Origin of the sequence: Pedobacter sp. CAN_A7, from assembly GCF_015752175.1 — a bacterium.
Taxonomy (GTDB): Bacteria; Bacteroidota; Bacteroidia; order Sphingobacteriales; family Sphingobacteriaceae; genus Pedobacter.
In genome coordinates this window covers 316,909-334,354 of the sequence record NZ_JADOUW010000004.1, presented here as the reverse complement: position 1 = coordinate 334,354, position 17,446 = coordinate 316,909, and the positions used below count along the sequence as shown (strand labels likewise).

21 protein-coding genes are annotated in these 17,446 nt (G+C 40.8%); 14 read left to right on the top strand and 7 right to left on the bottom strand.

Going from position 1 to position 17,446, the window contains the following annotated elements; all coding sequences use genetic code 11:
• Positions 1 to 4 precede the first annotated feature (4 nt).
• From IWX76_RS16250 to IWX76_RS16185, 14 genes are all read left to right on the top strand, one after another.
• A complete protein-coding gene (locus IWX76_RS16250) occupies positions 5 to 505 on the top strand; it encodes a NuoI/complex I 23 kDa subunit family protein (RefSeq protein ID WP_196861077.1) in 501 nt (166 codons plus the stop codon).
• Positions 506 to 551: 46 nt separating this feature from the next.
• Positions 552 to 1,049, top strand: coding sequence for an NADH-quinone oxidoreductase subunit J family protein (locus tag IWX76_RS16245; RefSeq protein WP_196861076.1), 498 nt, complete (start codon positions 552 to 554; stop codon positions 1,047 to 1,049).
• The gene (gene nuoK, locus IWX76_RS16240) at positions 1,049 to 1,378 is read left to right on the top strand and encodes an NADH-quinone oxidoreductase subunit NuoK (RefSeq protein WP_196861075.1); all 330 of its coding nucleotides are present in this window, start codon (positions 1,049 to 1,051) and stop codon (positions 1,376 to 1,378) included. The genes IWX76_RS16245 and nuoK overlap by 1 nt, the downstream gene beginning before the upstream one ends.
• A gap of 22 nt (positions 1,379 to 1,400) precedes the next feature.
• On the top strand, positions 1,401 to 3,293 hold the full coding sequence (nuoL, locus tag IWX76_RS16235) for an NADH-quinone oxidoreductase subunit L (protein WP_196861074.1): 1,893 nt from the start codon (positions 1,401 to 1,403) through the stop codon (positions 3,291 to 3,293).
• Between the two features lie 21 nt (positions 3,294 to 3,314).
• On the top strand, positions 3,315 to 4,781 hold the full coding sequence (locus tag IWX76_RS16230; RefSeq protein WP_196861073.1) for a complex I subunit 4 family protein: 1,467 nt from the start codon (positions 3,315 to 3,317) through the stop codon (positions 4,779 to 4,781).
• 4 nt (positions 4,782 to 4,785) lie between these two features.
• The gene (locus tag IWX76_RS16225) at positions 4,786 to 6,159 is read left to right on the top strand and encodes an NADH-quinone oxidoreductase subunit N (RefSeq protein ID WP_196861072.1); all 1,374 of its coding nucleotides are present in this window, start codon (positions 4,786 to 4,788) and stop codon (positions 6,157 to 6,159) included.
• A 45-nt stretch (positions 6,160 to 6,204) separates the two neighbouring features.
• On the top strand, positions 6,205 to 6,861 hold the full coding sequence (locus IWX76_RS16220) for a DedA family protein (protein WP_196861071.1): 657 nt from the start codon (positions 6,205 to 6,207) through the stop codon (positions 6,859 to 6,861).
• 7 nt (positions 6,862 to 6,868) lie between these two features.
• Positions 6,869 to 7,420, top strand: coding sequence for an inorganic diphosphatase (locus tag IWX76_RS16215; RefSeq protein ID WP_196861070.1), 552 nt, complete (start codon positions 6,869 to 6,871; stop codon positions 7,418 to 7,420).
• A complete protein-coding gene (locus IWX76_RS16210; protein ID WP_196861069.1) occupies positions 7,420 to 8,742 on the top strand; it encodes a hemolysin family protein in 1,323 nt (440 codons plus the stop codon). Before IWX76_RS16215 ends, IWX76_RS16210 begins: the two co-directional genes overlap by 1 nt.
• 10 nt (positions 8,743 to 8,752) lie before the next feature.
• A complete protein-coding gene (locus IWX76_RS16205) occupies positions 8,753 to 9,457 on the top strand; it encodes a 16S rRNA (uracil(1498)-N(3))-methyltransferase (RefSeq protein WP_196861068.1) in 705 nt (234 codons plus the stop codon).
• Between the two features lie 15 nt (positions 9,458 to 9,472).
• Positions 9,473 to 9,973 carry a biotin/lipoyl-containing protein gene (locus tag IWX76_RS16200; RefSeq protein ID WP_196861067.1) on the top strand — a complete coding sequence of 167 codons (501 nt, stop codon included), beginning with the start codon at positions 9,473 to 9,475 and terminating at the stop codon, positions 9,971 to 9,973.
• A gap of 54 nt (positions 9,974 to 10,027) precedes the next feature.
• Complete coding sequence (gene porV, locus IWX76_RS16195; protein ID WP_196861066.1) at positions 10,028 to 11,140, top strand: type IX secretion system outer membrane channel protein PorV; 1,113 nt, start codon at positions 10,028 to 10,030, stop codon at positions 11,138 to 11,140.
• Between the two features lie 79 nt (positions 11,141 to 11,219).
• Positions 11,220 to 11,699, top strand: coding sequence for a 2-C-methyl-D-erythritol 2,4-cyclodiphosphate synthase (gene ispF / locus IWX76_RS16190; protein WP_196861065.1), 480 nt, complete (start codon positions 11,220 to 11,222; stop codon positions 11,697 to 11,699).
• 64 nt (positions 11,700 to 11,763) lie between these two features.
• Complete coding sequence (locus IWX76_RS16185) at positions 11,764 to 12,003, top strand: hypothetical protein (protein ID WP_196861064.1); 240 nt, start codon at positions 11,764 to 11,766, stop codon at positions 12,001 to 12,003.
• 3 nt (positions 12,004 to 12,006) lie between these two features.
• Here IWX76_RS16185 and IWX76_RS16180 read toward each other — a convergent pair whose 3' ends face one another.
• The 7 genes from IWX76_RS16180 to IWX76_RS16150 all read right to left on the bottom strand — a co-directional run bounded on the left by IWX76_RS16180 (position 12,007) and on the right by IWX76_RS16150 (position 17,441).
• Positions 12,007 to 12,882, bottom strand: a complete 876-nt coding sequence (locus IWX76_RS16180; protein WP_334642096.1) for a pirin family protein — start codon at positions 12,880 to 12,882, stop codon at positions 12,007 to 12,009.
• Between the two features lie 34 nt (positions 12,883 to 12,916).
• Complete coding sequence (locus IWX76_RS16175; protein ID WP_196861063.1) at positions 12,917 to 13,447, bottom strand: YceI family protein; 531 nt, start codon at positions 13,445 to 13,447, stop codon at positions 12,917 to 12,919.
• Between the two features lie 78 nt (positions 13,448 to 13,525).
• Positions 13,526 to 14,116: a Crp/Fnr family transcriptional regulator gene (locus IWX76_RS16170; protein WP_196861062.1), complete on the bottom strand. Its 591-nt coding sequence runs from the start codon at positions 14,114 to 14,116 to the stop codon at positions 13,526 to 13,528.
• Entirely contained in the window at positions 14,106 to 14,258 is a 153-nt protein-coding gene (locus IWX76_RS16165) for a FeoB-associated Cys-rich membrane protein (RefSeq protein ID WP_196861061.1), read from the bottom strand. The genes IWX76_RS16170 and IWX76_RS16165 overlap by 11 nt, the downstream gene beginning before the upstream one ends.
• Before the next feature lie 50 nt (positions 14,259 to 14,308).
• The gene (locus IWX76_RS16160) at positions 14,309 to 15,502 is read right to left on the bottom strand and encodes a hypothetical protein (protein WP_196861060.1); all 1,194 of its coding nucleotides are present in this window, start codon (positions 15,500 to 15,502) and stop codon (positions 14,309 to 14,311) included.
• Between the two features lie 2 nt (positions 15,503 to 15,504).
• Positions 15,505 to 16,335 carry a type 1 glutamine amidotransferase gene (locus IWX76_RS16155; RefSeq protein ID WP_196861059.1) on the bottom strand — a complete coding sequence of 277 codons (831 nt, stop codon included), beginning with the start codon at positions 16,333 to 16,335 and terminating at the stop codon, positions 15,505 to 15,507.
• An 8-nt stretch (positions 16,336 to 16,343) separates the two neighbouring features.
• Positions 16,344 to 17,441 carry a carboxylate-amine ligase gene (locus IWX76_RS16150; RefSeq protein WP_196861058.1) on the bottom strand — a complete coding sequence of 366 codons (1,098 nt, stop codon included), beginning with the start codon at positions 17,439 to 17,441 and terminating at the stop codon, positions 16,344 to 16,346.
• Between the last annotated feature and the right edge of the window lie 5 nt (positions 17,442 to 17,446).

The window sequence follows — 17,446 nt, the reverse complement described above, 5'->3', positions numbered from 1 at the left end:
TTTAATGGAACCATTAACCAATAAAAAGAAAGTATTAGAACAAAAGCCCTTAACCTTTGCTGAGCGCATGTATTTGCCTGCTATTGGAAAAGGACTGGCAATAACCATCAGCCACTTTTTCAAAAAAGAGGCCACCATCAGGTATCCTGAAGTGCAAAGAGAGTTTTCAACTAACTTCAGGGGAATGCATTCCTTGAAAAGGGATGAAGATGGACGCGAGCGTTGTACCGCCTGTGGTCTTTGTGCACTATCGTGTCCGGCAGAAGCCATCACCATGATTGCCGGGGAACGTAAAACGGAGGAAAAAGAACTTTACCGGGAGGAAAAATATGCTGTTGTCTATGAGATCAATATGCTGAGGTGTATTTTCTGTGGTTTATGTGAAGAAGCCTGCCCAAAAGAAGCCATTTATTTAGATGGTCCTATAGTGCCTTCAGATTACCTGCGTAAAGACTTTATTTACGGAAAAGACAAACTGGTGGAAGCACCACTAGAGAAAAAATAATATTGGTGCCTTTCGGCTTTTAATTAAACAGTTTAACAAATTATAAATGGGTACATCTGTATTCTATATCGTAGCAATATTAAGTATATTCTTTTCACTGATGGTTATCTTTGCTAAGAACCCGGTGCATAGCGTACTCTACTTGATTGTCACATTTTTCACTTTCACCATTCATTACATTCTATTGAACGCACAGTTTCTGGCTGTTGTTAACTTCATTGTTTACATGGGGGCCATTATGGTACTCTTTCTGTTTGTGCTGATGCTGCTGAACCTCAATGAGGAAAACGAACCTACAAAATCTAACCTGGTCAAAGTTATTGGCGTTATTGCCGGATGCTGTTTAGTAGTCACACTCATTGGCTCTTTAAAAGCAACTGCACTGGCAGATCCATTGGTTTTAAAAAATCCTAATTTAGGCCTGGTTAAAAACCTGGGTAAAGAATTATTTGGGCCCTTTATGCTTCCATTTGAATTGGCATCGGTATTATTATTAACCGCCATGGTTGGAGCAGTATTATTAACTAAAAAAGAAAAAGTATAGTGGAAAATATTACGCAAGAACTGCAGGGAGTGCCGCTTAACCATTACATCTGGCTAAGTGCCATTATTTTCACCATTGGTGTGATTGGGGTTTTAACCCGAAGAAATGCTATAGTTATTTTTATGTCGGTAGAGTTGATGCTAAATGCAGTAAACTTATTGCTTGCCGCCTTTTCTGTGCATCATAATGATGCTTCGGGTCAGGTATTCGTGTTTTTTATTATGGCATTGGCTGCTGCCGAAGTGGCCATTGGGTTAAGTATCATCGTTATGGTTTACCGAAACACCCAGTCTACAGATATTAATGTGTTGAATCGCCTTAAGTGGTAATTATTAAGTATAGAATTATAAGATGATAGATTTAGTTTGGCTGGTTCCGTTGATTCCACTTTTAGGCTTTATTATAAATGGTCTGGGTAGAAACTCAATGTCTAAAAACCTGATTGGTTTTATAGGCAGCGGTGTAATATTGCTTTCCTTTGCCCTGAGCGCAGGCATTTTCCTTGAATTGGGTGCAGATGCAAATAAGTCACATGAAATATTCCTATTCGACTGGATCAGTGCCGGGAATTTACATATTCCAATGTCTTTTCTGGTTGATCCATTGAGCAGTATCATGCTGTTAATCATCACCGGAGTAGGATTTTTAATTCATGTATACTCCATCGGGTATATGCAACATGATGAAGGTTTTGGTAAGTATTTCAGCTACCTCAACCTATTTATCTTTTTCATGTTGTTACTCGTTTTAGGTTCCAACTATATTGTGATGTTTATTGGCTGGGAAGGCGTGGGACTTTGCTCTTATCTTTTAATCGGCTTTTGGTACACCAAGAGCAGCTACGCTACGGCTGCAAAGAAAGCATTCGTCATCAACCGTATTGGAGATTTAGGCTTTTTATTAGCCGTTTTTTTGATTTACACTACTTTTGGAAGTGTAGAATTCTCTAAAGTATTCCCATTGGCCGAAAACCTGTTACCAGGTCACACCCCAATTATTTTAATTACCCTGTTCCTTTTTATCGGAGCCTGTGGTAAATCGGCACAATTGCCATTGTTTACCTGGTTACCAGATGCCATGGCCGGGCCCACACCAGTATCTGCATTAATACACGCGGCTACCATGGTAACGGCAGGCGTTTATATGATTGCCCGCTCTAATATCTTATTTGACCTGGCTCCGGTTATTCAACACCTTATTACTATTGTCGGTTTAGCTACCGCTGTGTTAGGCGCGTTAATCGCTTTAACGCAGACTGACATCAAAAAGGTGCTTGCTTATTCTACGGTATCACAATTAGGTTATATGTTTATCGGTCTTGGTGTTGGCGCTTATGATGGTGCTCTCTTCCATGTGATTACCCATGCATTCTTCAAAGCTTTATTATTCCTTTGTGCCGGTTCGGTAATCCATGCTATGCATCATGAACAGGATATGCGCAAGATGGGCGGATTACGCAAAAAACTACCCATTACCTTTATGACCATGTTAATTGGTACTATAGCCATTTCCGGGCTTCCACCTTTTTCAGGGTTCTTTTCTAAAGACGAGATTCTTGCTCATGCCTTTGAATACAACAAAATTGTATGGGCTATTGCATTGTTCACTGCTTTCTTAACGGCATTCTACATGTTCAGAATGTTATACCTAACTTTTTATGGCGAACATAGAGGGGCACACCATGAGGAAGAAAAAATACATGAATCGCCTAAGAGTATGACTACTCCATTAATCGTATTGGCTGTATTATCTGCAATTGGTGGTGCTATTGGTATTCCAGAAGCCCTTGGCGGTAGTCATTGGTTATCCCATTGGTTGTCTCCTATTATCAAACACCACGGTACAGCTCCTAGTCATGCAACAGAATATATGTTGATGGCAGTTTCCGTACTTGGCGTGTTAGTCGCCATTGGCCTTGCTTACCAGAAATACATTAAAAAAGCACATGTGCCAGTTACAGATGAAACAAAAAGACCGGTTCTACAAAGTTTGTCTTACAACAAATTCTACGTCGATGAAATATACGACATGCTGATCAGGAAACCTTTAGATGCCTTTTCGGCATTCTTCTATCGGATTATCGACACGAAGGTAGTCGATGGCCTGGTGAACGGATTTGGATGGAGTGCTTCTGAAGCCAGTAAAAGCTTAAGGTTACTGCAAACTGGTAATGTTGGCTTTTATATATTAATGATGGTTGTTGGAATCATCTCCTTGTTATTGTATACTTACTTATCTCTATAAGCGATCGATCAAAGAAACATAATGGAACAACTTTTAATACTTCTTATCGTTTTACCGCTGGTTGGCGCACTAATTACCGCGTTTTCTGGCAAATCAGCTAAATATGTAGCTTTAGTAGCTGCGCTGGTTTCTTTGGCCTTAACCTTCGTTATTGTTGGTAATTTTACGCCCGATGCCAGTACACAGTTCACCGTGAACTATCCATGGATACAAGATCTTGGTATTCGCTTCCATGCCGGTATAGACGGCATCAGCTTAATTTCTGTATTGCTGACCAATGTGCTTATCCCCATTATTATATTAGCGAGTTATAAACACGATTATTTAAAAACTCATGCCTTCTATGCTTTAATATTGTTTATGCAAGCCGGTTTATTGGTTGTATTTACAGCATTAGATGCCTTTCTATTTTATATCGGATGGGAAGCCGCATTAATACCTATCTATTTTATCTGCGCCATCTGGGGCGGTAAGGACCGCGTTAAAGTGAACATGAAATTTTTTGTTTACACCATCGCAGGCTCGTTATTTATGTTGCTGGGTATCATTTATCTTTATTTACAGAATCCATTACAGAATTTTGACATCCAGGCTTTTTATAATTTAGAGCTTGATGCTGTTCACCAGGGCTGGGTTTTCTGGGCTTTCTTTATTGCGTTTGCTATAAAAATGCCTGTTTTTCCTTTTCATACCTGGCAACCAGATACCTATACAGAAGCTCCGGCAACCGGAACCATGTTGTTGGCTGGTATTATGTTAAAAATGGGTATCTATGGTGTTATCAGATGGCTATTGCCTATTGTTCCAATGGGTGTTCAGGATTGGGGTACCACCGCTTTAGTATTATCTATCATAGGGGTGGTTTACGCTTCTATTATCGCCTTTACTCAAAAGAACGCTAAACGACTTATTGCCTATTCATCCATTGCACACGTGGGCTTAATTTCTGCAGGTATTTTTGCTTTAAATACACAGGGTATGCAAGGCGCCATGATACAAATGCTTAGTCATGGTATTAATGTGGTTGGATTGTTCTTTGTCCTTGATATCATCTTCAGCAGGTTAAAGACAAATAAAATTGCCGAACTTGGTGGTCTTGCTACAGTAGCGCCTCAATTAGCCGTCACCTTTTTGATCATTGTATTCGGTACCATTGCCTTGCCAGGAACCAGTGGTTTCATTGGTGAATTTTTGTTGCTATTAGGTATCTACCAGTTCAACATTTGGGCAGCCGTATTTGCGGGACTAACTATTATTCTAAGTGCCGTGTATATGTTACGCCTGTACCAAAATATGATGCTAGGTAAAACGAACGATCTCACGATTAGCTTTACTGATATTAAAGGTTCAGAGAAAGTTGTATTATACATTATTTGTGCCCTGGTTATTGCAATTGGTGTGTATCCAAAACCATTACTTCATTTATCAGAAGCAGCGGTACAACAATTATTAGAGCAGGTAAATTTAAAATTAACATCGGTAAACTAAGGAAATGAATATCATTATAACAATTGCGGTTACAGCTTTAGTCGTACTTTATGCAGGCTTGTTTAAAGCTAAAAAAGCATTATTGCCTCTTTCCCTTTTTGGTCTGCTTATTTCTTTAGTTTTTGTGGTCACCTCCTGGAATACCAACCAGGTATCCTATGGCATGATGCAAATGGACAATTTTGCATTGGCATTTTCTGGTTTAACCATCATCAGCACATTTTTCATCCTGTTGCTTTCCCAAAATTATTTTGCTAAAAACAGCGATAACATTGCCGAGTACATTACTTTAATTCTTTTTTCGCTGGTTGGTGTCATCATGATGCTATCCTACAAAAACATGTCGATGTTATTTATTGGTGTCGAAATCATGTCCGTAAGTTTATACATCCTGGCCGGTATACGAAAAAGTAATTTATCTTCTAACGAGGCCTCTATAAAGTATTTCTTAATGGGTGCCTTTTCTACCGGCTTTTTGCTATTCGGAATCACCTTAATTTATGGTGCAACGGGCTCATTCGATCTTGAAGTGATCAGCGAATACCTTGTAGGTAACTATAATGCAGTTTCGCCATTGTTTTACCCAGGTATTATTCTATTGATGATTGGCCTGTGCTTTAAAGTAGGTGCAGCACCTTTTCATTTCTGGGTTCCTGATGTATATGAGGGTGCGCCGACCTTAATCACCACATTCATGTCTACCACTGTTAAGGTGGCAGGTTTTGCCGCATTATTGCGACTGTTTACAGAAACCTTTGCTCCATTACATGATTTCTGGATGCCACCCGTGATGGCTCTAGCCTGTATCACCTTGTTTATAGGTAACGTAACAGCGCTATTTCAGAAACATTTTAAAAGAATGCTGGCCTATTCCAGTGTGTCCCATGTGGGTTATCTTTTATTTTCCATCATTACGTTAAGCGGCCAATCGTCAAACAGTGCCCTGGTTTACCTAACCGCCTATACCTTTGCCAGCATCATCGCTTTTGCGGTTCTCATTTTGGTTAAACAAAAAACGGGTTCAGACCATTTTGATAGCTATAATGGCCTGGCTAAAAAGAGTCCTTTTGTTGCTTTTGCCTTAACAATTGCGATGTTGTCTCTTGCAGGTATTCCATTAACGGCAGGTTTTATGGGTAAATACCTGATGTTCCTGAACGTGATGGGGGAGTACCATGTCTACCTGGTGGCCTTTGCTATTTTAAATGCACTGGTTGGATTCTATTATTATTTTAGGGTAATTGTGGCCATGTATTTCAAAGAAGGTGCAGAAGTGGACTTACCAACTCCAGTTCAATACAAGCTGGTTTTAGTATTGTCGGTCGTAATCACGGTGCTACTTGGGGTATATCCTTCACTTATTTTAAATCTGATATAAACGTTTCTCTTAATATTTATTTGTAGTTTTAGGGATATTTGAGCTATGCACGAATTCTGGAATTCATTACAGCACTTCATTGATCCTGAAAAATTATTAAAAGAAGGCGGTTTTTACGTAGTCATGTTTGTCATTTTTGCGGAAACCGGTTTGTTTTTTGGGTTTTTTCTTCCTGGCGATTATCTGCTATTCCTTGCAGGTATGTTTGTTGCCACCGGCAAACTAGATGTTAACATTTATGTATTGGTCATCGGATTGTTCATTATGGCTGTCCTGGGTAACTTTACTGGCTATTGGTTTGGTCGTAAAGCTGGTCCCATGCTCTATCAAAGAAAAGACACCTTCTTCTTCAAAAAGAAATATTTAAAGGCTGCCGAAGAATATTATAACAAACAAGGCGCATTTGCACTCATTATGGGTAGATTTGTACCGATTGTTCGAACTTTTGCACCGATTTTTGCTGGTGTCGTAAAGTTAGACTTTAGAAAGTTTGCTTTTTATAATATTTCTGGTGGATTTATATGGATCACATCCTTAACTTTGCTGGGTTATTTCTTGGGCAAACGATTTGAGAAAGAAATTAACGATTACTTATTTTACATAATTACCGGATTTATCGTCATCACGACCATTCCTTTGATCATCGCATTTGTGAAAGGGAAAGTTGTGAAAGATAAAGACAACAAAAAAAACACTGACTAATAAAAAAATGATAAAAGACGAGCACCACCCGTGGCATAATGTTTCACCAGGCAGCACTTTGCCTGAATTTGTAAATGCAATCATTGAAATCCCTAAAGGATCAAAAGCGAAATACGAAATTGATAAAGATTCAAACTTAATTAAATTGGATCGTGTCTTATTTTCATCCGTCATGTATCCTGCTAATTATGGCTTTATTCCACAAACTTATTGTGATGATAATGACCCTTTAGATATCCTTGTATTATGTTCTGTAGATGTGTATCCTTTATCTATCGTTGAGGCGAAGGTAATTGGTGTCATGCATATGGTTGATAATGGCGAGCAGGATGATAAAATCATTGCTGTAGCAAAAAATGACCAGTCGGTAAACTATATCAATGATATTTCAGAACTTCCTCCACATACGATGAAAGAAATCGTTCGTTTTTTCCAGGATTACAAAGCATTGGAAAATAAAAACGTTGAAATTGAACACCTATTGGGCGTTAAATTCGCTCACAAAGTGATATATGAAAGTATAGAACTTTACGACAAGACATTTAGAAATAAATCTTAATGGGATTTCAGATATTTTTAACTTTTTTCTTAGTGGTGCTCAACGGCTTTTTTGTTGCAGCAGAGTTTGCGATTGTAAAAGTAAGGGCGTCACAAATAGAGATTCAAGCCAAATCCGGAAGCAAGGTATCTAATATTGCAAAATTCATTACGCAACATTTAGATGGATATTTAGCTGCTACACAGCTTGGTATTACCTTAGCTTCACTAGGCCTAGGCTGGGTTGGAGAATCTGTTATGGAGCACTTATTACATAACCTATTAACTTCATTGGGTTCTACCCCACAATTTATTGCTTCTTTTTCAAGTACAGCTTCACCCATTATTGCTTTTGCTTTTATTACAGTTATGCACATCGTTTTCGGTGAGCTTGCTCCAAAATCAATAGCCATACAACGTCCGGTTGCCACAACTTTGTTTATTGCAGTACCCTTACAAATATTTTATGTGGTATTCAGGCCATTCATTTGGGCACTAAACGGTTTTGCCAACATCTTGCTTCGCATGATTGGTTTGAGCACCGTAGGTGGCCATGAAGATCACAGTACCGAAGAATTGTACTACCTATTAGATCAGGGTAAAGAAAGTGGTGCATTGGATACCAATGAACATGAGTTAATTCGTAATGTATTCGACTTTAACGAACGTGTGGTTAAAAATATCATGGTGCCGAGAACTAAAATCTCGGGCATCGAACTGAATACCCCTAAAGAAGAAGTCATCCAGAAAATCATTTCTGAAGGTTATTCCCGTCTTCCGGTATATGATGAAATCATTGACAAAATCATTGGTATCATTCATGCCAAAGATGTGTTACCCCTGTTGGCCAGTCATAAAGAATGGACACTGAGCGATATTATCCGCAAGCCTTACTTTGTTCCTGAAACCAAGAAAATTAATGAACTGTTAACTGAACTGCAAAAGAAACGCATCCAGATTTGTATCGTTATTGACGAATTTGGTGGTACCGCAGGAATGGTGACTTTAGAAGATATTGTAGAAGAGATTGTTGGTGAAATTCAGGATGAGTACGATGAAGAAAAACCAAATGTAGAAAAGATCTCTGAAAACGAATTTATCATTAACGCCTATGCTACGGTATATGATGTGAATGAGTTATTACCTCATGATCTTCCTGAAAATCAGGACTTTGATACCGTTGGTGGATTGGTGTCTCATGCCTTTGGTAAAATTCCTGAGGTTGGCGACAGTGAGGAATGTTATGGTTACTTGTTTACGATTTTAAAGAAAACGGAACAAAATATAGAGACCATCAAACTGGAGCTCGTTATACCAAAAGATGAAATGATAGATAATCACTAAAAGAGGTGTTATGCATGTATTTTATACACCTGATATCACATCAAAGGAATATACATTAAACGAAGAGGAAAGCAGGCACTGTAATAAAGTGCTTCGCTTGAATCTCGGTGATCAGGTTTTCCTGGTCGATGGTAAAGGCGGCTTTTACGAAGCAGAAATTAGCGTAGCCGGAAAGAAACTCGTCACCCTTCAGGTCACCCAGGCCCAGCAGGAATTTCAAAAGCGTAACCATCATTTACACATTGCGGTAGCACCCACCAAAAATATTGATCGCCTGGAGTGGTTTTTAGAAAAAGCGACCGAACTGGGTATCGATGAAATCACACCCATCATCTGCGAACGTTCTGAACGTAAAATCGTTAAAGAAGAACGGCTGTTTAAAGTCATTACCGCAGCAGTTAAACAATCCTTACAAGCCTATCATCCCATTTTAAATCCAGCAACAACTTTGTCTGATTTTTTGAAAGAAGAACAGGAAGGTATAAAGATGGTGGCACATTGTGTGGCAGGCGAACCCCGGCAGTTTATCAGCGAACTGATCCAGCCACATGGCCGGTATACCATATTAATTGGTCCTGAAGGTGATTTTAGCCCTAACGAAATCTCGTCCACACTGGCTCAGGGTTTCCAACCCTTAACATTAGGAAACACGCGCCTTAGAACGGAAACAGCAGCCCTTGCGGCTTGTTTTGAAGTCAACTATATCAATAGGTAAACCAACCCAGCTCACATGTATAAGGTAAAAGTTAACGACCAGTATAATTTCGATATTGAAGCAAATAAAAGCCAGGTCAAGGTGAATGGTGAAATTGTTGAAGTTGATCGGGTAGCGTTATCAAAAGGACTTTCACACGTGATTTACCAGCACAAGTCGTATAATGTGGAAATTGTGGAGCACCACCAGGAAGATAAAACAGTAGAGGTAAAGGTAAACGGCAAGTTATATGTAGTTTCTATCGCCGATCAATACGACCTTTTGCTGCAACAATTAGGGATGGACAACCTGCAAACCAATAAAGTAAAGGAAATAAAAGCACCTATGCCTGGATTGGTTTTAAATGTTATGGTTGTTGCCGGACAAGAAGTTAAAAAGGGCGATAATCTGCTTGTGCTTGAGGCCATGAAAATGGAAAACATTATTAAATCCAGTGCCGACGGGGTGGTGAAATCTGTTCACATTGTGCAGGGCGATAAAGTGGAGAAAAACGCCATCCTCCTTCAGTTTTCTTAATAATTTTTTTATTCTTATAAAACTAAATTACATTAATGAAAATTAATGTAACCAATGACCGGCAAAAACCTCTTTCTGGCCTTCTTGTTTTATAGCATATTTTCCACTTCCTTTTTAAGCTTTGCGCAAACTGTTCACCCGGTTGAGCGACCTGCAGTTCCATTTCTGCAAATTAGTCCCGATGCACGTACTGCCGCCATGGGCGAAACAGGTGCTGCCACTACGCCAGATGCAAATTCCCTGCATACCAACCCTTCCAAACTAGCTTTCCTACAATCCACCTATGGTTTTTCTTTAGCTTACAGCCCCTGGCTAAAAAGCATGGTGCCCGATATGTACCTCAGTTACCTCAGTGGTTTTTACCGGTTATCTGATAGGAATACCATTGGTGCCTCCATCAGGTATTTCTCCATGGGCGAAGTACAGCTTACCGATGCAGCACAACAAAGTCTGGGGAGTTACCGCCCTAATGATTTCGCTATTGATGCCACCATCGCCAGGCGATTTGGCGATTCCTTTTCTATAGGAGGCTCGCTTCGTTATATTCAATCTGGTATTAGCACGGCGCCGCTTAATACCGGGCAATCCGGTCAGGCGGCAACTGCCTTTGCGGTTGATTTTTCTGCTTACTATCAAGCACAATACCAGGTGTTTGAAAAACCGACCAAACTTTCTGTAGGACTTGCTTTCTCCAATATCGGAACCAAAATGGTTTACGCCGAATCTGAAACACCTTATTTCCTGCCCGCTAATGCCAGGTTAGGCTTGGGGGCAAGCTTTGGCTGGCAAGAAGACAGTCAGTTTAGCCTGGCTTTTGATTTAAACAAACAATTGCTTCCTACCACAACCACAGACCCCATTAACACAGCTATTCCCGTAGCCGCGGCTATAGTGAAGTCTTTTGCCGATGCGCCCGGTGGCTTTAAGGAAGAAAGGATGGAGGTAAGCATGGGCGGCGGTTTAGAATACCTACATCAACAGCAGTTTGCCCTGAGGGCAGGTTACCTTTACCAGAACCCAAAAAAAGGCAATTACAGCTACCTCAGTACCGGCATAGGTTTTAAATACCAATTTATCGATATAGACCTTGCTTATTTAATCGCCAACCAGCAAAAGAACCCCATGGGCAGCTCCTTAAGGTTTACCCTGTTACTTAACTTTAAATAAGGAATGGCCTAACCAGGCTTCCCATGCAGGCATTATAAATTGTATCTTAGTGCCATTTGCATAATTAAAGTCGTTTTTCATGAAAATTAAGATAGGATTCGGATTTGACGTTCATCAATTAAAAGATGGTCATCCATTTATTGTGGGTGGTGTAGATTTAGCCCATCATCGCGGGGCTTTTGGCCATTCTGATGCTGACGTATTACTTCATGCCATTTGCGACGCCCTATTAGGTGCCGCCAACCTGCGCGATATTGGCTTCCATTTCCAGAATACAGATCCACGCTGGGCGGGCATCAGCAGCATGGTCCTGTTAAAGGAAACCGTTAAATTAATAAAAGATAAAGGGTTTGCCATCGGAAATATTGACGCCTCACTATGTTTAGAAGCGCCAAAAATCAACCCCCATATTCCTGAAATGCAACAACGTATTGCCGAAGCCATGGGTCTTTCCGTAGAGGACATCTCCATTAAAGCAACCACCAATGAACAGATGGGTTTCATCGGCAGGGAAGAAGGTGTAGTCGCTTATGCGGTGTGTTTATTGGAGAAGGTCTAAAGACCTCCAACGTTTTGCAAACAATTAAGCACTTTCCTTCGTTAATTAACCTAAACTAATAACGATGAGAAAATTGCTTAAATTGATAACGCTAGGTACAACTGCAGCCTTATTTACGGCCTGCACTTTTGGAGATAAAGGAAGCGATAAGGTTCCAGATTCTGTGAGCATCGACACCAATATGCATGGTGGTGGTGAACAAGGCGGATATCAAGGAACAGGAGTTAGAGACAGTGCGGTGAACACTGGCCGTGGAACCATTTCTAAAGATACTACCGGAACAGACAGTATACCAAGGCACTAATCGCTACTCTTCCAGGTAACCAAATTTACCCTGGTTATAATCTGCTAGCGCTTGTTGTATTTCTTCTGGCCTGTTCATTAAAAACGGGCCATAACTGGCAATGGGTTCATTGATGGGTTCTCCGCTGAGCACAAGAACTATCGTGTCTTCCAGTGCTTCGACCGTAAACGCTGTTCCTTCATTTTTAAAATGGACAAACTGGTCGGCACTTGCCTTTTCCAGGTCATTAACCTGTATAGTACCTTCAATCACTAATAATCCAGTATTGTAAGGTGCAGGGAAGTTTAAAGACAACCGGGCTCCGGCATTTAGCCTGAGTTCGTACACTTCCATCGGACTAAAAGTACTTGCTGCACCTTCAATGCCGTCAAAATGTCCTGCAATAACTTTTACCGTACCTTGGTTTTGCGGCAAAACAACTTCTTTAATGTCCGATGCCTTGATGCCCTGGTATTTAGGTGTCGTCATTTTAAATGCTGCAGGCAGGTTTACCCATAACTGCACCATTTGAAAATAACCACCTTTAAGGCTATACTGCTGTTCGTGGTATTCCTTATGTAAAATACCACTGCCGGCAGTCATCCACTGTACGTCGCCAGGGTAAATAATACCGCTGTTTCCTGCACTATCATGATGCGCCACAGCCCCCTGATAAGCGATGGTTACTGTTTCAAAGCCGCGGTGTGGATGGGTGCCAACCCCTCTGGGCTGCTCCCTGGCAGAAAAATTAACCTTTGCGTTATAGTCCAACAAGTAAAATGGACTCATCTTTAGTTTGTGACCCTGAGGGAAAAAATTATGCACCCTAAAGCCGTCGCCCACCATATGAGGCGCCGGTGGGTTTAATACCGACGCCACTTCTTTAACCGCTATATTCATTATATTCCTCGCTTTCTTAGAAGGATGTTGCTGGTTACGCTTGTTTCACAAATTGCAGCTCACCCAATATACGTACATCTTCACTTACCATTACACCACCTGTTTCAAGCGCTGCATTCCAGGTTAAGCCAAAGTCAGTACGGTTAATTTTTCCATTTAATGTAAATCCTGCTTTAACATTGCCCCATGGATCAGTTGCAATACCACCAAATTCTACAGCTAATTTCACTGGTTTAGTGGTGTCTTTGATTGTTAAATCACCAGATAAAATATAGTCATCGCCATCTTTAGCTAAAGAAGCACCTTCAAATTTTAGGACTGGGTAAGTTTCCGCATCAAAAAAGTCGCCGCTTTTCAAGTGATTATCTCTGTCGGTATTGTTTGTGCTAATCGAGGCAACTTGCGCTTCGAAGCTTACTTTCGCATCACTGAAATCTTCTGTTTCTGTAGTTAGTTCAGCAGTAAATTCATTGAATGATCCAGTTACGGTAGTGATCATTAAGTGTTTTACTTTAAATTCCAGTTCGCTGTGGGTTGGATCTAATGTCCATGTCGTTGTAGCCATAGTTTTGTTTTTTTAATTGGTATGCAACAAAGGTAAGGCCATCTTGCGACGGTGGCATTGATGTAAGATAAGAAATGCCTAAGGACGGAAATGTTTGTGCGCAAGGTCTTTACGTACGCGGCTTAAAGATTCGGGCGTAATGCCCAGGTAAGAAGCGATCATCCATTGCGGTACACGAAGGGTAAGGTTAGGGTAAAGCCTGATGAAGTCCAGGTACCTTTCTTCAGCCGTGGCACTCAACAGCATATTAATACGTTTTTGCATAAATCGGATGGAATTGTTCAGCATGGTTTCATTCAATTCCTGCATTTTGGGAAGATGCGGAATAGCCAGGTTAAAATAATCTTTAGGGATCACAATGGCTGTCGTCTGCTCAACGGCATCAATAAAAAAGTCAGAAGGTTCATTAAACAGTAAACCATTCCGTTCAGAAATCCACCATAATTCTGGCGCAAACTGTATAATATGTACTTTTCCCTTGCTGTCAATGGAATAACTGCGTAATAATCCATCGCCCACAAAGAATGTTCGGTTGCACACATCGCCCTGGCTCAGAATAATTTCATTCTTCTGGAAAGTTTTTATTTGTAAATCTTTGGAAATCAGGTTAAACTGTGCATCTGTAATGGGGAGGCTTTTTTCCAGGTAAGCCCTAAACTTATTTAACATCCTTAAAATCTATTTTGCACTGGCTCCCATTACAAGAACCACAACTGCCACCTTTACTGGCCGCTGCACGAAAAACTAAACGACCTATATAAAACAGGGCAGCAATAAAAAGAAGTATGACTAAAATCGTTTGCACATCCATATTTCAAATTTAAATAACAATCTTAATGGAGTCGTCTTTCAATTGTAAATTTACTTTTCCATTAAACCTACCGTGCCACCTACCCAGTCAAAATCCTGGTTGTAACGTACGCCAATCATTTTTCCCCGGCTCATTCGCGCCAGGTTTATGCAAAGCACAGGTTCTTTGCCATCGGGCCATAAATACATCAACCTGATTTCAGCCTTAACGCCGCCATCCAATGCCTGTACCACGGGTTCGTAGTTTACCTTCCGCTGTAATATCCAGTTTTCCTTGTCTTTGATGTTGTAGATGTCGTCGGCAGTTACATCAATGATTACGCCCTGCCCTGCAAAAGAAAATAAGGGTTTTAATACATAATTTTCCAAATCCTGAGGTAATTCCTTTACGTCCAGTAAAAATTGTGTTTCTGGTACAAATTCACCCTTAAAGTAGGGCATGGTATATTTACTAAGCCGGTAAAACCAGTTGGGGTGGGTAATCCATTCCACATCCAGTTCCGCTCTAGGGTCAAAACCTTGGTTAAAAAAAGCCTCCGGATTCTTGATTTCGTCAAAAATTAAACGGTTATAAATTCTTTTTACCTGTACCTTTTCATCCTGCTCCAGGTAAAAAAGTTGTTTACCTTCCTGAATCAGGTCAGTCGGACTCAATATTTTAAGTCCTAATTCCCTTTGGGTAAGGTAAAAGTCAATGGCCGTCTTTTGATTGGGGGCATCTAAATCTAACAGCACCACTTCCTTTGCTTCATGATCGCCCATGATCACCTCCTTCAACAACTTAAAATATGCTGTTTTGTCTAGCGCTCCAAAATAAGGGCTCAGCTCGCCCAGTTTCTGCAGGTCGTAAGCTTTCTCAAATTGCGCCGCCAAATGCGCCTGAAAGCCATACAAAGATGGGAAACCTTGTAGCTCAATTAATTTAGGCACGAGTGTACCTGAAGCATCTTTACAAATGGCAAAATCAAAGGTGAGAAAATGGGGGTGGTCATTTTCGCCGGGCACATTCCAATAGTCAGGAATGGCACCTTGCGTCAAGTCCTTAAAGTCAGGTCTTTTTATAAACTGGATGAGTTCTTCACCAGCCTGAACCAGTTTCTCGGCCAGTTCCTTGGGGATAAATATGGGCGTCTCTGCCACACGAAAAGAAATAGAAGGTAAATCCTTACTGAGGTGCTGCAATAATTCATCATATTTTTTATGCGTAAAATCACTGTTGAATTTCCTTCTATACCTTGCAATCATATTTATACGGCTATTTGTTGGTGAATAGCTTCAGTTAAAAAATTTGGTAAAATCATATTCTTGGTCAGCAAAATACGCCCCGGGTCATCCAGGCTGTGAATCATGTCCTCATACTTTTCTTCCCCATGGAGCTCAATAATCTTCGCCTTTTTATCTTCCTGCAACAAATATGATTTCATGCCCATGGCATCCGCTTCCGGATGGAATTGCGTGCCCATCACCTGGTTAGAAAATCGTATCGACATAATGCAACGCTCCAGGTCAATATCCGGACGGTACTTCTCAATGGCTGCCACTTCTGCACTGGTATAGGCAAAACGGTCTTCATCTCCAGATACTACTTGCCAATCCCGACTGTCAACCACGTAAAAGGGATTCGGTAATCCACTAAACACCGGGTCTTCCTGCCCAGCCAGGGTCATGCTCACTGGAAAAATCCCAAAGGCTGTCGACTTCCGCTGCGTCACTTTACCTAATTTATACTTGCGGCACGCCATCTGAAAGGAGTGGCATATTAGAAATACATATTTCTTTCTGCCCTTTTCCATTTCATTGTAGGCATCAATGTCATCAAGCAGTTTAAAAAAGGCCAGCTCCCAGTCCATACCTTCTCCATCATACGGACTTCCAGGTCCGCCACTTGAAATATAGATATCATATTGGATATCCGGTATTTCGTTTTTTTGTCTTAAATCAAATACATCAACAGAAAGTACCCTGCTATTATCCACACCAAATTGGTCCAAAACATCCAATATACCCCTCAAGCCAAGGTTAGGTGCACCGTTATTCATATCAATAACGGCTACCTTCAACTCTCTTTCTTCAATCATATGCTTTTTTATAGTCCTGTTAGGGTTTGGGTGGTAATATAATCCACCACAGACTCATAACTGCCGGTTTGTCCATATACAGCGAGTTGCCGGTCGGCACCGGTACCACCCGCTAAAATTTTATGGACATAGTTAATTTCGTTTCTGCTACCGAGTTCATCGACTACATCATCAATGAAATCAAGTAGTTCCAGCACCAAATTACGACAATTTACTTCCATTTCTTTACCAAAGTCTATCAAATTTCCGTCAATTCCGTATCGGGCAGCCCGCCATTTGTTCTCATTAATCAAAGCGCGGGAGTAACTGATGAAGTTAAGGTTCTGTAAACGCAGTTTGTATAACTTCGCACATAAAGCTTGAAACAGCGCAGTAAATGCCATCGTTTCATCCACCAGCATCGGGCAATCGCAAATCCGGAACTCGATGGTTTGGAAGAAAGGATGCACCCTGATGTCCCACCATATTTTCTTCGCATTGTCAATACAATTCGTTTTAATCAGCAATTTCACATAACTGTCGTAATCTTCAATGCTGTTAAATATATCTGGAATACCTGTTCTTGGAAACTTATCAAATACTTTCGTACGGAATGATTTATACCCTGTATTTCGCCCTTCCCAAAATGGAGAGTTTGTCGATAGTGCAAATACATGGGGTAAGAAATAACGCACCTGGTTAGCAATGTGTATCGCCAACTCCCTCGATTGGAAACCTACATGCACATGCAGACCAAAAATCAGGTTAGAACGTGCGGCTTCCTGCAATTCATTTACAATCTCACTGTAACGGGGGTGCTCGGTAATCAATTGTTTTTCCCAGTGGGAGAAAGGATGGGTACCCGAGGCACCAATCCTTAATCCTTGTTCTCCGGCCAGTTGGGCAACCGTTTGCCGCAGCTGACTGATTTCCTTTCTCGCCTGGTCTGTGTTTTTGCAAATGCCAGTCCCTACTTCCACCACCGCCTGGTGCATTTCCGCTTTAACCTGGTCTTTGTGTATCTTTTGTGCAGCTTCTACAATTTTCTGATCATGTGAGGTCAGTTCCCTGGTTACAGGGTCTATCACCATGTATTCTTCTTCTATGCCGAGCGTAAAATCATTCATTTTTT